General features: G+C 47.6%; 12 protein-coding genes. 4 read left to right on the forward strand and 8 right to left on the reverse strand.

Translation table 11 applies throughout. From position 1 onward, the window contains the following. The 4 genes from AAKU61_RS14840 to AAKU61_RS14855 form a co-directional block, all read left to right on the forward strand. On the forward strand, window positions 1-363 hold a 363-nt coding region (locus tag AAKU61_RS14840), incomplete at its 5' end, for a DUF2345 domain-containing protein (protein WP_354333449.1). A gap of 53 nt (window positions 364-416) precedes the next feature. Continuing rightward, a complete protein-coding gene (locus AAKU61_RS14845) occupies window positions 417-1,397 on the forward strand; it encodes a DUF2515 family protein (RefSeq protein WP_354333451.1) in 981 nt (326 codons plus the stop codon). A 132-nt stretch (window positions 1,398-1,529) separates the two neighbouring features. Further along, window positions 1,530-2,306, forward strand: coding sequence for a hypothetical protein (locus tag AAKU61_RS14850; protein WP_354333453.1), 777 nt, complete (start codon window positions 1,530-1,532; stop codon window positions 2,304-2,306). Between the two features lie 75 nt (window positions 2,307-2,381). Then, on the forward strand, window positions 2,382-3,365 hold the full coding sequence (locus AAKU61_RS14855; RefSeq protein ID WP_354333455.1) for a hypothetical protein: 984 nt from the start codon (window positions 2,382-2,384) through the stop codon (window positions 3,363-3,365). Window positions 3,366-3,589: 224 nt separating this feature from the next. Here AAKU61_RS14855 and glpD read toward each other — a convergent pair whose 3' ends face one another. The 8 genes from glpD to AAKU61_RS14895 form a co-directional block, all read right to left on the reverse strand. Further along, window positions 3,590-5,170, reverse strand: coding sequence for a glycerol-3-phosphate dehydrogenase (gene glpD, locus AAKU61_RS14860; protein ID WP_354333457.1), 1,581 nt, complete (start codon window positions 5,168-5,170; stop codon window positions 3,590-3,592). A gap of 55 nt (window positions 5,171-5,225) precedes the next feature. Then, entirely contained in the window at window positions 5,226-6,860 is a 1,635-nt protein-coding gene (locus tag AAKU61_RS14865; protein WP_354333459.1) for a tetratricopeptide repeat-containing diguanylate cyclase, read from the reverse strand. Window positions 6,861-6,893: 33 nt separating this feature from the next. Further along, complete coding sequence (locus AAKU61_RS14870; RefSeq protein ID WP_354333461.1) at window positions 6,894-7,520, reverse strand: 3'-5' exonuclease; 627 nt, start codon at window positions 7,518-7,520, stop codon at window positions 6,894-6,896. Between the two features lie 172 nt (window positions 7,521-7,692). Then, window positions 7,693-8,916 carry an ABC transporter permease gene (locus AAKU61_RS14875; RefSeq protein ID WP_354333463.1) on the reverse strand — a complete coding sequence of 408 codons (1,224 nt, stop codon included), beginning with the start codon at window positions 8,914-8,916 and terminating at the stop codon, window positions 7,693-7,695. After that, window positions 8,913-9,782, reverse strand: a complete 870-nt coding sequence (locus AAKU61_RS14880; protein WP_354333465.1) for an ABC transporter ATP-binding protein — start codon at window positions 9,780-9,782, stop codon at window positions 8,913-8,915. Before AAKU61_RS14880 ends, AAKU61_RS14875 begins: the two co-directional genes overlap by 4 nt. Next, window positions 9,782-11,050: an efflux RND transporter periplasmic adaptor subunit gene (locus AAKU61_RS14885; protein WP_354333467.1), complete on the reverse strand. Its 1,269-nt coding sequence runs from the start codon at window positions 11,048-11,050 to the stop codon at window positions 9,782-9,784. Before AAKU61_RS14885 ends, AAKU61_RS14880 begins: the two co-directional genes overlap by 1 nt. A 424-nt stretch (window positions 11,051-11,474) precedes the next feature. Beyond that, window positions 11,475-13,049 (reverse strand): hypothetical protein, encoded by a 1,575-nt coding sequence (locus tag AAKU61_RS14890; RefSeq protein WP_354333469.1) that lies wholly within the window; start codon window positions 13,047-13,049, stop codon window positions 11,475-11,477. A gap of 112 nt (window positions 13,050-13,161) precedes the next feature. Then, on the reverse strand, window positions 13,162-13,965 hold the full coding sequence (locus AAKU61_RS14895) for an ABC transporter ATP-binding protein (protein WP_354333471.1): 804 nt from the start codon (window positions 13,963-13,965) through the stop codon (window positions 13,162-13,164). Window positions 13,966-14,048: the final 83 nt, after the last annotated feature.

Below are 14,048 nucleotides of genomic sequence, written 5' to 3' on the forward strand. Positions count from 1 at the left end.
AAGCAGAAGATCACGCTGCAAGCAGGCCAGTCGTCGATTACCTTGGAGGGGGCGAATATTACGTTTGCTTGTCCGGGCAACTTTACGGTTAAAGGCGGGCAGCATGCTTTTGATGCTGGGGCTAGGGAGGCGGCTGCTTTGCAGAAGTTGCCGGATTCTCGTGTGAAGTTGTTTGATGAGCAGTTTGTTGTTCTCGACCCTAACGGAAAACCCATGCCCGCTATGCCGTACAGCGTTGATGGCTCCGATGGTAAACATCGCGCCACCACAGAAGCGCAAGGTACTACCGATAGAATTTCCACCGATGCCAGTGAGAAACTGAAATTTTCGGTCGAATGGTACACGGTACATGGCAAACAATAGACTTGTTACATTCAACGTATCTCCCTCATCGTTAACGTCATCAGGAAAAGAATATGGCCGATCCCACCACAGTTGAGGCAACGACTAATGTCACGCTAAATTCACGTGTAGAAGTGAAATGTGATTGCAACACCATGTGGTCACTTGCACAGCAATTCAGCACTATGCGTTTATGTACCCATACCGGCGTGCATAAAGGCCAATTGGTCGAAGACTATGCAGTGCGTGCCAGACGCATTGCGGCCACTTATGCACGCTTTTATCTGGAACAGGAAGAAGGTGGCAGCCCAGATAAAAAGGGTCGTTTCTATTGGATGGCACTAGGTGCTTTTGCCAGTAAAACAGTCGCTTGCACCTTTGAGGTTTGGCAAGTCAAGGGGCTTAGTATGGTCACCAAAACCGTATGGGACGGATTAGGCAAAGGCAATCTTTGGCTGTTTTGCGATATCAGCGGCTGGCATTGGTACTACAGTCGCTATCAATCATCCTTTACCATGTGCCTGCCAAGTCGCAACGCCAATAACTACGTTAAACCGGTCAAAATCCAGATGAACCACTTACCTTGGAAAAATCAAGCCTTGCCCGTCATCAAAAATATGCAGGTCTCCAAAGAGATTCAGGCAGGATTTGCCAAGGTCAAACAATTTGAGGAGGAGACTCAAGAAAAGCGACGACCATCAATTCAATTCAGCCACCTACTAGATATTGCCAATCATGAACAGGGCGTGATCTTACAACCGTTGATTTATGATGATCCTGCTTTCGCCGGATGGGTGCAGCGGCAGCGATCCTGGTATGCCAACTGGGCAAGTCCGCCATTACAATTGGTATTTACCCATGCCTGTGATACGGAAAAGCCAGAATTGAAATCCGTCGCACCCGAGGGAACGAAGTTGGAGGTGTTTGCAAGCCGGATGAGTTGGATTAGAGGTGCAGCACAACAATTCCATCAGTTAATGCAACGGAATGGTGATTTAATGGAAAACGAATTACGCATGATTGCCAGTTGGGTCGATATGCCAGATAAAACCTAGGGATAGTTAGCATGATGCTCTTTACCTCCATCATAGAAATGCACTGATATGCGCCACCTACAACTAATTATTTTTTTGAGTATCACCTTATTTGTAGGCTGCCAAAAACAATCTAATAAGGATATGACTAATATGACATCCAACGTCTCGGCTCATCTTGGCGAACAAGGTGATACTTTTGCTACCCGCTATCAAAATCAAGTCAATATCAACCGCCAACATGGTTTGTCTTTTTACTCCATGGACTGGGGGCCTCATGATAAAAGCAAGGTCACATTTGAGCATGGCAAACATACGCTGACCGTAGATAACGTTATGGGTGTATCGAGCGTACAAGATGTTGATTATCCTAAAGAAGGCATCTCCGAATTAGACATCACAGAGAGCATCACTCCCCCAGATGGTATTTCCCATGACGAAGCACGTCAGGAGATGTTCGATATCTTGCAAGGGATTTTACGGGCAGGATGGACAATGTTTATTGACAGGGGCGACCCCCGTCTGCGTGGCAAGGATGCCTTTAATTTTGTACTAGGTAGCAGCCCTTACAGTAGTTTAGATGCAGCTTATAGTCCCAGTCTTAACGAATGGATGCAAATCCAAAGTCTAACCCCTTGGAAATTTTATGCCGATCACATTTATCTCGAAGTGACTTTTATGCGTGAACATACCTTGACTGATCCGACCAAACCGGGTGCTTATATTATTACGTTTAACTTCAAAAATGAACCCGAAAATTATCGGGGTTATGTCGACCCTCATGATCGAAAAAAATGGAAAGAACTACTTCCGGCAGAACTTGCCAAACTCCCTCCTATGCGGGCAGAAGCCGAAGCAAAGATGCGTGCAAAAGGCTTAAAAATTGATGAAACATATCAAGACCCACCCGTTCCCGATCTGACAAAATAAGTAGACAAGTCAGCATACACTGTCCAATCATTCTGCGCCTTCCAGACCAAAATCATGTTGGAAGGCGCGTTCTAATTGGATATTCCAATTAATATTTTCAACATGCCGACATCATTAAATCCGCAAGAAATTTATCTGCTAGAACGTTACATCTCCTTAGAATACTTCGGCGAAATGCGTGATGCCTGGGGTGAGATGATTCAACACCTAGAGCGTTGTCTTGACCAGTTCATGCATAACCTCCCTTTAGATTATCGCAAACGTCCTCTGCCAGAACAACCAGATGCAGTTTGGGGAGAACTTGTCCTTCCCAATTTTCGACGTACGTTCCAAGGATTATGTAACGGCTACATTCAAATTTCACACGGTGATCTGGGCGGACTAGGTCATGCCAACGGACCAAAAGTAGACTTTAAAGGTCAGATGGAATTTTGGTCAGGCTGGATGGCGCGCAGCGATGAAAATATTTACGGGGAATTCTTAAATTTAGCAACGAGAAATGCGAGTAATATTTGTTTTACTGAGGGTGCATATTGGAACTCAATGGATTTGACTAGTGATTACCATGAAATATCTCGAGGGCCTCTTAATCCTCCGCCAGTCTGGCCAAGCTACCGTCTTGTTCCTAATATCAAAGTAGCTACAGGCTCACCTTTACTAAAAACTGGCATTTATTTACCCGATGTAGACAATAGCTGCGCTCAGTTTTTAAGTATCAATTACGATGAAGCGCCAGAAGCTAGTGTGTTTATCAGGATGGAAGATATTTTCCATCCGGTTACAAAGCTAAAGTATTCAGAGAGAGCTATTCACGAAAAACGTCCCTGTACCTGGACGCTAGTTGAACGTGTTTCTGACACAGGCGGTGCTGTAACTACTCCAACGCTGTTAGCACAAAAAACTCATCGTGTTCCGGCAGGTGAACCGTGCCCTGAAACTGGTTTTTACTTCACGCCAGCCAAACCAGATTCACGTCGCTACTTTAACCAAGGCGATCTTATGACGAATTTTGATTCCGGCTATGGCGCGACGATCTGGCGATGGGATGATCAGCAATAATGTTTTTGTTGAGCTAATCAAAGTTTGAACGATTAAAAGTAAAAATAGATCGTCCAATCATTCTGCGCCTTGCAGACCAAAATCGTGCTGGAGGGCCCAGAATGATTGGACGATCAAATTACGACATTGAAGCTAAATTCTATTGTGCGGGTGATTCTCTGTCGTGTTGCGAGCGCAGTAACTGCAGAAATATTACTTCAAAGATGTAGCCTCAGAATCGCGGCTTATTTGCTGGCAATCCAGGCATCCAACACGCTTGCTGTGCCTGGCGGTACATGCAAACCCAACTTTGAGCGGCGCCATAAAATATCTTCGGCATTGCGTGCCCATTCGTGGTGGATCAGGTAGCTGACTTCTGCTGCGTACAAACCAGGTGCGATTTCTTCGCCCATGTGCGCCAGCGCGTTAATGCCCTCTAGCAGATGCTTAATGCGGGTGCCGTAAGCGCGGGCGTAGCGTTTTAATAGCGGGCCTGGCATCCACGGATAATCGCGGCGTAGACGTTTAATAAAATCATCGAATTCCAATACAGCACGGTTATCTGGCCGATCACCAAAAACATCGCCGCCGGGTAAGCAGGCATTTGCGGTCCAGGCGGGTTTGACAGCGCTGAATTTATCTCTGGCTGATTGAGTGAGTGCGGATTTAGCCAGTGCAGGCGTGATTAAATTGATCGCCTCTTCTGCCAGCTTGCGAAAAGTCGTAATCTTGCCGCCAAAGACGGTTAGTAGCGGTGCGGCGGAGTCCGACAATTCCAAATGATAATCGCGGGTAATTGCTTTGGCATCTACGCTGCCATCATCGACTAATGGCCGCACACCAGAATAGGACCACAGTACGTCTTTGGGTTGAATTTCTTGCTTGAAGTAGAGGCTACTTAGTTCGCATAGATAATCAATTTCAGCCGCGTCGATCACCACTTTATTGATATCGCCCTGGTAGTTAATATCGGTGGTGCCGATCAGAGTAAAGTCATTTTCGTAGGGAATAACGAAAACGATGCGACCATCAGGATGCTGAAAAATATACGCATACGGATGATCAAACATGCGCTTCACTACGATGTGACTGCCTTTGATTAAACGCAAAGTTCTGGCAGTCTGCTGAGGCAAAATAGCTTGCTGTAATTGTGCTGCCCACGAGCCAGTCGCATTGATCAGGCTAGCTGCGCAGACCTCGGTAATTTGATTGACAGCGGCAGCACCACCGGATGTATCACGTAATTGCGCCAGCCATTTACCATCTCGCTGCACCACGGATTCGCAGCGCGTGTGGGTCATGATGGTGGCACCTTTTTCTGCCGCATCAATTGCATTTAATACGACTAGACGCGCATCATCTACCCAGCCATCTGAGTATTCAAAGCCACGACTTAAATTAGCTTGCAAAGCCTGACCAGCCAGATGTTTTTTTAAATTGATGGCGGTAGATCCGGGTAATAATTCGCGCCTTGCCAGATGATCATACAAAAATAAACCTGCCCTCAACATCCATGCCGGACGCAGGCCTTGCATGTGCGGCATGACAAAACGCAGAGGCGTGACGATATGCGGGGCGGAGCGTAATAATACTTCGCGTTCAATCAGCGATTTTCTGACCAGGCCAAACTCATAATATTCCAGATAGCGCAGTCCACCATGTATCAGTTTGGAGGAGGCAGATGAGGTGTGTGAAGCAAGATCATCTTTCTCGCACAGCACGACGGATAGTCCGCGTCCAGCAGCATCACGCGCAATGCCAGCACCATTAATACCACCGCCGATTACCAGCACATCACATTCGATTTTACGTACAGTTTGAGTCATGTTTTTTAGTTTACTAGCGGCTTCAATGAGCTTGGATCAAGATGAAAAAAGATACTTATGCTTTTTCTACCCGATTACGGCCGTTGTCTTTGGCGCGATATAAGGCCGCATCAGCCCGAATCATCATGGCTTTTAAATCGTCGCCATCTCTGATGTGCGTCACACCAAAACTCATGGTGATATGCAGGCCGGCGGCTACTGTGCTCCAGTCGTAGGCCGCAATTACATTGCGTATACGTTCGCAGGCTTCGACTGATTTTGCGGTGCGGTCAAATAATAAAGCAAACTCTTCCCCACCGATGCGCGCAGCCATATCGCCCGAGCGCAGACAAGATGAGATCAAGCGTCCGACCTGACGCAGTACCTCGTCACCGATCAAATGTGAGTAGCCATCATTGACCTTTTTAAAGAAATCAATATCGGCCATTGCGAATGCGACATTGGTGATTGTGCCGGTTAAACGCGTCGCCATTTTTTCTTCCAGCGCACGCCGGTTTGGCAAACCGGTTAAGGTATCTTCATTAACCTGCACCCGCAAGGTACGATTAAAATCTTCTAGCTGGTTGACCCGATTTTTATGAACTATTGCTTCTTGCTGCGCCCGCTCTAAATCCATTTTGGCAGCAAAAATCTGGGCACTGACTTGCGCTCTTTGATCACGCGCTTTGAGTGTAATCGTATGGAATTCTTTATAGACTTTTAAGGCTGCCTCAAAATTCTGAACCATCTCATACGCATGCGAAAGAATTTTAAGCAAATCGGCCAGATGCGGATAATTACCTAATCTCATCGCAAAATCACGGGCTTCTATCATCGATGCGACTGCTGCTTGCAGCTGATGCATACGCAATTGTAAGGCGCCGATACGCACCTTGATATCCAGCTCTTCTTTAGCAAAGCCGTAGCCTGAAAATTGATCTAATCCATGACCTAACTCTTGCAGCGCGAGATCATATAAACCCCGTTCTTCCAGCGCGTGTGCCAGCGTTTCTGTCGCCAGCAACTGAGTTCTCACCATCTTATTAGTTTGCGCATGGACTAGCGATTGGCGCGTGTACAAAATAGCGTCGTCCAGCATCTGTACGTCTGGCGATGCGCCATCTTCATTCTGTACTTCGTAATAAATAATCAGGCTGTCTGCCCAATTATTTTTAACCCTTGCCAGGCTATCCTGATCCTGATTTTTTTCACAAAGAACATAAGCTTCTTTATAGATAGTCAGACTGCGTTCAAATTGCTGGGTACTCGTGAATAAAAAACCGAGAGTGATCAGTATCTGCGCGAATTTTTTCGGTCTGTCAACCTGTCGCTCTATCGCTATCGCTTTTTCTGCATATTGCAAAGCGCTGTTCGTATCACCAAACGCAAGGAAGGTACGAGCTAAGCCATGTAGTACATCTGCTTTCAGCTCCAGACTATTATTTTTTTCTGCGTATTCCAAAGCAATTTCAAAATCGCGAATACCAGAAGGGTCATGCAAAATAATGCGGCAGTTCCCGATCTTACAATGTAGTTCGCCGATGACTACTGGGTCTGCCCTAAATTCGATAGTGGCTTCTGCCTGGGCAATTGCTTTTAAAATCAGCGCAATGGTCTGGGCAGGTTCGCTCTCTATCGTGGCGTCTGTCTGTCGCGACAGCGCGGATAGCTCAATATCAAGCTGCGCTTGTGAAGTGATTTGAGTAAGCAAATTATGTGCTCCCGTTTGTCGGAGTAGCATACGTCATACAGAGAACCCGCCTGCTTTGTTGATTGGCTTTGTATTTAGGCTAGCACTTAGATTCTCACTTGCATTGGCGCATGCATTAGTAGTCGCGTCCACATCTGTCTTAGTATTGATCTTAGCATTAGTTTTGGCATCGTAGGTACGCAACCAGGTCAATTGCAGTACCCGCGCGTCGGTGCTGGCGCGATGCCGAGATACATGCAATTCATCTTGTATCCGGTCCTTAGTCGCATGCCATAAAGCCTGCTGATCGTCGGTAATAATCTCGCGCAAATCTGCCAGTTTAAAACGCGGCACTCTGCCGGCCGCATCAAACAAACGCGCCATCCAGACATAATCCTGCGCCCAACCATCGGTGTAGACCGTATGCCCATTTAAAAAACTATTGAGCTGATCAACCACATAATCCGGCGAGCGACCACGCTCGACTAAAATCTCACGCGGGATGTGATGCACTTTGGCGGCTTCCACATCCCAGTGTTGCCAATCGTCTTCCGGGCGAATCAGAGTACACCAGTCCTCACCATGTCGCCCGGAGAATCCGACCTCGATCAGATAACTGCCTTTGCCAAACCCGGAGGCTTCAAAATCAATAATGATAGGTACGGTCATCTGCACGGTCATTATTAATTGCTCCTGATGGTTATGGAACTTCTTAGGATTAGTTACGAATCACGCAAGCTAACTACTTAAAACGAGAAGTAACGTTTTATTAATTTTGCGCTATTTTTGTAACAATGCAAGTTCTATTCCTACTTTAGTTCTTACTTTATCGTATATATCATCAATCACCACTCTATTCGTAGCGTAAACAATCTACCGGCAACAGCAAAGACGCCCGGCGTGCAGGATAAAATCCAAAGAAAATTCCAACAAAACTGGCGAAACCACAAGCGACCAGCATTGCGCCAAAGCCGATTTCTACATCCAGCTTACCCGTCGAAGTAATGGCGGCGGCACCCGCACTTGCCAGCAAAATACCAAATACGCCGCCGACCAGACAAATCACTACCGCTTCCGTCAAAAACTGTAACAGCACATCACGCGGCTTGGCACCAATCGCCATCCGTATGCCAATCTCGCGGGTACGCTCAGTCACCGATACCAGCATGATGTTCATAATGCCAATACCGCCCACAATCAATGAAATCGCACCAATTGCGCCCAGCATGGCGGCCAGACCTGCACTGATTTTGGCGCCGGTCTCTGCAATGGACGCCAAGTTATCAATTCGAAAATCATCTTCTTGTTCGGACTTAATATGATGGCGATCACGTAGCATGTCTTTAATATCTTGGTCGGCGTCCTTCAGCGATTTATCGTCTTTTGCCTGTACCACCACATAATGCACATTGGAGGGAAAAGGACTGCGCATCAAGGTTGCCCTGGCAGTTGTGATCGGGATCAAGACCATCTCACCCAGATCACCGCCATCAAACATCCGTCCCTCGCCCTGCAATACACCCACCACCTGAAACGGCACATTGTCGATACGGACAAACTGACCGAGTGGATTGGTTTTATAAAAAAACTGCTCGGCTAACTTTTTACCGATCACGACCATACGAGCCGCGCCGCGGATATCAGAGTCACTAAAATAATTACCCTGATCAACCTTCCAGTTACGTACCTTAAACATCTCTGGCGTGATCCCAAGTACCGCGCTGTTGGTATTGTCATTGCCAACCGCGATCTGAAAAAACCCTTGCAAAGCTGGAGCTGCGCCGTTCAGACTAGGTAATTCATTGAGCGCCAGTGCATCATCTACCGATAACGACGGCGCTGTGCCTGTGCGCGCCCGCACACCTTGGGTACGATTGGCACCCGGCGATACGATCATCAAATTACTACCCAACACCTCTAGCTCTTTAGCGATAAATTTCTTCGCACTTTCGCCTACAGCTAACATCATTACCACCGAGGTGATGCCGATAATGATGCCCAGCATAGTCAGCGAGGTACGCAGCCGATTGGCATTCATGGAGCGGAATGCTTCAATAAAAACTTGAAGAAAATTCATAGTCTGACTCCGCTCTGGTCTTGTGGCAGATGGCTATTGAAAGGAGTCGCCGCCTGTGCATGCGCCTCGTGGCTTTGCGCCAATTGTTGCAAACCCTCTACTGCCGGGCCATCGTATAAAACATGGCCATCTTTGAGGCGGACTAAACGTTTGCTATACGCGGCAATATCTGGCTCATGTGTCACCAGTAAAATCGTAATGCCCCGCTCGGCATTTAACTGCTGCAAAGAGCGCATGATCTCTACGCTGGTTTGCGTATCCAGATTACCGGTTGGCTCATCCGCTAAAATAAGCGGTGGATCAGCGACTAATGCGCGGGCAATTGCCACCCGTTGTTGCTGGCCGCCAGAGAGTTGATTTGGCAAACGTTTTGCGTACTCTTTTAAGCCCACCCGCTCCAGTTCGACCAAGGCTTTTTTGTACGCTTTATCACGCGACACACCGGCATAAATGAGCGGCAAGGCGACATTCTCTGCAACGCTCATGCGTTTGATCAGATTAAAACTCTGGAATACAAAACCGATTGTGCGATTGCGTATCGTCGCTAATTCACTGCGTGACAAAGTTAACGTATCCACCCCATTTAAGCGGTAAGTACCGCTGGTCGCCTGGTCCAGACAACCAAAAATATTCATCAGCGTTGATTTGCCAGAACCCGATTGCCCCATCACGGCTAAAAAATCACCCTGCGGTACCAACAGATCAATCCCGAATAAAACCTGGGTCTCAATACCGCCAGAGAAGTAACTTTTAGTCACCTTACGGATATCGATCAGTGGTTGAGCCTCAGCTTGCGTCTGAGCTTGAGACTGAGCTACCGTTTGATTTATAGCCTTGCCTTTCGTATCCATTTTTGTGCTTACCATTAGTGTGATCCTGCATTGGCAATATCCAGTGATCTGATAATCACTTTATCACCAGGCTTTAGATCGCCAGAAAGCACTTCGGTATAGCGGAAATTAGACAAACCAATTTTGATATCGACAGGCTTGGCTTTGTTTTTTTCATCCAGCACAAAAATTTTAAATGAGCGCGTCATCTCGCCCTTGCTACGGAAAGACACATCGTCCTCTGCTTCTGGGCGAGGCACAGCAGATGCGCTGGCCGAGGCTGCGCTTGTCACTGCACTTGACCCAGCACCTGATTCTGCCGCTTTTTTATCAGCCTCTTTCTTCAACTTCGCTTCTTTGGCAATCTCTTCATCACTCAATTTAAAACGTAATGCAGCGGTGGGGATGCGCAATACGTTCTGGCGATTACCGACAACCAGACGCACCTGCGCCGTCATTCCGGGCTTTAATAATTCATCTTTGTTATCCACGTCCAAGACGACGTTATACGTCACCACATTTTGCTGGACATTGGCAGCAAGCCGGAACTGACGCAAGCTCGCATCAAACTCACGGTCGGGGTAGGCATCCACCACAAAACGCGCCGCCTGGCCGTCTTTTAAAGATCCCACATCGGCTTCCGACACATTGGTATCAATCTGCATTTTGGTCAGATCACGCGCAATCTGGAACAGGTTCGGTGTCTGGAAAGATGCCGCTACCGTTTGCCCCATATCAATCGTGCGCTTGATGATGACGCCATCAATCGGTGAGCGGATCACGCTGTTATTAAAATCCGCCTGCACCCGATCCAGCTGCGCTCTGGCGAGTTTGATATTGGCATCGGCCACTTCTACCTCACGCTTTAACTGGTCTAGCGATGCGCCAGAAATATAGCTCAGCGAAACTAGTTTTTGATTACGATCTAAGTTTGCCACCGCCAGCCGCTTGGACGATTCGGCCGATGCCAACGTGGCTTCGCTCTGTTTAATCTGGGCGTTAAAAATGGTCGGGTCCAGCTTCAATAACACCTGCCCTTTTTTAACCCTGTCGTTGAAATCGGCATTCAACTCCACCACAGTGCCAGATACTTGCGAACCCACGCTGATGAGCGCAACCGGATTGAGTGTGCCGCTGGCAGTTACAGTTTGGGTCAGGTTGCCTTTATCGACGATGGCGGTCTTAAATTGTGGCTCCTCATCCTTACTGGCCTTTTGCTTTTTTTGGTAGTAGCTGGCTGCGGCGCCAGCAATAAGCAATATCACGACAGCGAGGATAAAACGTTTTTTAGTAAAAAATGTCATCACAAGATCAATCAAATAGAGTGGGTGGGCGACGAATTCACATCAAATTCACATCAAGAGCTACATAAAACCAATTCACCTTAGCAGTTACCTTTTTGCTGAGGAACATTCTTTTGTTATCCAGAAAAAATCAAGGAATAACATATACTCCCCATAAATTTTTATCAAATTGGCTGATTGTCCAATTTTTATATGGACAACTTAAATATACCTACTGGGAGTATTTATATTAATACTTTAAATGCCAAGCAATGCGAAGCGATAAATCCAACATCACAAGCAACGGTTAATTAACGGTTAACTAAGAAACAGCATCGATTCTAAGCACGCTCTAAGTGTGTATGAGTGCGCTCAATTTGCAATCAATAGCAGAACTTATTTACAGCAATTTACTTCTACCAGACACATGATCAATCCTGTCATCTCAATTCCCTTTGGTTCGCATCAGCCAGGCGGCACCAAGTACTAGCAAACCTATTGTTAGCGGTAGAAATCCCCACAGCCCAAATTGCATGCTGACATAAGTCGTAGCGGCCCAGGCGACTCCGCTGAAAAAGTCCAGCAAGCCTGCGACAAATCCAACTTTGCCACGCTTATTAAACTGCGCCCGCTGGCCAGGTAGCGCCAGCCATAAGTTCATCAACGCAGCGCTGCTCATCGACAATAGCACCATGACTGTCAGCGACAAACCAAGCAATACATTGTTGAACGTCATCCAGCACAAAAACGGCAAAAGCAATACAAATACAGGCAATACTGCCGCACTCAATTTGGCATTGCGGATAACATGATAATTAGCTGGTGCAGCGCGTAATAAGTCGGGCGCATCTTCTGCGGATACGATTACCCAAATTAAAGAGGCCGACAAAGAGCCGGAAATAAAAGTCAGCATCGCTGCCACTCCGGGTAGTACGGCACCGTTTTTAAAAGCGACGAAAAACATCGGCAACATGTACAGCAATTGCAGCAGCACTTGAGAGATCAATTGTGGATCACGTAAAATTAGGCGCCACTCTTTTACGACAACACTGCGCCATAAACCAGAGCGGAACTGGAGTTTGATCGCGCTCGCGGTGCGTAGCTGTTTGCCCGCCGATGTACTTGCCATACCGCCCACTTGCTGTACACCTCGCAAAAAAAACCGGTGTGTTAAATGTACTGTAATCAAAAAGCTAGCCAAGCCCAGACTCGCCATCATCAGCATGCTTAAAGGCGAACCAAATAATGCACGCGCAGGCAACCACAACCAACTTTGCGCACCCATTAAAGCATCTGCTTTCAACAAAGGTTGGAAAACAGCAAATACCCGCTGACGATAATCCTGGCTTAGATTATTAAATATCTGAGTCACCAGAAAGATGGATGCGCCAGTCAAGGCACCAATCAATTGTGCCACCGTCAAAGTGCGCCGCACACCTAGCCAGCGCACCAGCCCTAAGGTCAACAACATCGCAAACGACGATGCGATCACCGCCAGACTCAGCAATACCGGATAAATTCTCAGCCAGCGCGGCTGCCCCAACAGCAAGCCCACATGCGCCACCGGCGTTAGCAACAACAGAAATAGCGAAGCAACGCCCAACACCACGGCGATCAGCCTGACACTAAAAATAGAGCGGGAAGACAATGGCGACGACAGCAGCAAATCCAGATCAGCGCGCTCGAATAAAACCTTGACGCTACGGTTAAGGGCAAATGACAACATCAAGCTAAACACAACAGCCAGCAGCGCGCCTGCTCCCATGATAATCACAGCAGAAGGCTCGGCTTTGAGCGCAGGGACTTTGCGCATAATGCTCCACACGCCCAGATGCGCCAGAATAAATAGCAGGCTGAAACTGATTTTCCCCGTGGTCGACATACCACGTCGCGCAGCTTTAACTTTGCCTGTTTTGCTGTCTGTCTGATTCGTTTTACCGCCACCCATGTCGTACACAAACATACGGCACTCATGCGCCAATAACCATAGTGCACTACCGACTTTAAATGGCAGCTTCATTTGAAATTGACTCCACATAAAGGATATTGAGAGTACCTGGCGATCATTGCAGCTGCGGCTGTGACTGTCGTTGTGACGATTGTTGCCGCTATCGTTGCGGCTGAAATCAACATCAGGCAGGCTCCGTCAATTGCAAGAACACCTCTTCCAAAGTGGCTGCGCGGCTAAATACACCATTCGCACCATTCGCACCATTCGCGTCAGTCACACCATTTACGCTATGGCTGGTCTGGCTACGCAATTCATCTAAAGTACCTTCGGCAATCAACTTACCGTTTTGGATAATCCCTATCCGTTCGGCCAGACGCTCCGCTACATCCAGAATATGCGTCGTCAAAATCACCGTCCCACCTGCTTGCACGTGTTTAAGCAACAGGTCTTTGACTTGTCTGGCAGCGGCTGCATCCAGACCAGTTAAAGGTTCATCCAAAATAATCAATTCAGGCGCGTGGATCAGGGCTCCGGCGAGTGCCAGCTTTTGCTTCATCCCGCGCGAAAAACCCTCGGTCAATTCATCCGCATGCTTGCTCAGGTCTAACCACTCCAGCAACTCACGCGCCTTGCTCTCGGCATCCGCGGCAGACATGCCCCACAAACCAGCGACAAACTCCAGATACTCAAACGGCTTGAGTTTGTTGTACAACATGGGATCATCTGGCAGGTAGGCCAGCTTTTGCTTAGCAAGGGCAGGATTGGCAGCAAGATCAACGCCAAGGATTTGTACACTACCAGAATCCGGCACCAGTAAACCCGCCACCATCCGCAAGGTCGTCGTCTTACCAGCACCGTTTGGCCCCAGCAAAGCATACAACTCACCGCGTTTTACCTGAAGATTAAGCTGGTCAACCGCAGGCCGACCGTAGTGTTTGCTAAGCTGTGTCAGCTCCAGCGCCAGACCAGAATTTTCTTGGTTCATTTTAGAAAAGTGAAATAGAAGTGAAATGACAACCCTTTTCTATTCTCTATTGGAAAGTATGGCGATGTACAGTGATTTTTGAA

The organism is Undibacterium sp. GrIS 1.2 (genome assembly GCF_040544435.1).
GTDB lineage: Bacteria > Pseudomonadota > Gammaproteobacteria > Burkholderiales > Burkholderiaceae_D > Undibacterium.

What these genes read in the sequence shown, in the direction of transcription:
- AAKU61_RS14845 (WP_354333451.1), top strand. Translation starts at nt 417, where the DNA reads ATGGCCGATCCCACCACAGTTGAGGCAACGACTAATGTCACGCTAAAT.
- AAKU61_RS14850 (WP_354333453.1), top strand. Translation starts at nt 1,530, where the DNA reads ATGACATCCAACGTCTCGGCTCATCTTGGCGAACAAGGTGATACTTTT.
- glpD (WP_354333457.1), bottom strand. Translation starts at nt 5,170, where the DNA reads ATGACTCAAACTGTACGTAAAATCGAATGTGATGTGCTGGTAATCGGC.
- AAKU61_RS14870 (WP_354333461.1), bottom strand. Translation starts at nt 7,520, where the DNA reads ATGACCGTGCAGATGACCGTACCTATCATTATTGATTTTGAAGCCTCC.
- AAKU61_RS14875 (WP_354333463.1), bottom strand. Translation starts at nt 8,916, where the DNA reads ATGAATTTTCTTCAAGTTTTTATTGAAGCATTCCGCTCCATGAATGCC.
- AAKU61_RS14880 (WP_354333465.1), bottom strand. Translation starts at nt 9,782, where the DNA reads ATGGTAAGCACAAAAATGGATACGAAAGGCAAGGCTATAAATCAAACG.
- AAKU61_RS14885 (WP_354333467.1), bottom strand. Translation starts at nt 11,050, where the DNA reads ATGACATTTTTTACTAAAAAACGTTTTATCCTCGCTGTCGTGATATTG.
- AAKU61_RS14890 (WP_354333469.1), bottom strand. Translation starts at nt 13,049, where the DNA reads ATGAAGCTGCCATTTAAAGTCGGTAGTGCACTATGGTTATTGGCGCAT.
- AAKU61_RS14895 (WP_354333471.1), bottom strand. Translation starts at nt 13,965, where the DNA reads ATGAACCAAGAAAATTCTGGTCTGGCGCTGGAGCTGACACAGCTTAGC.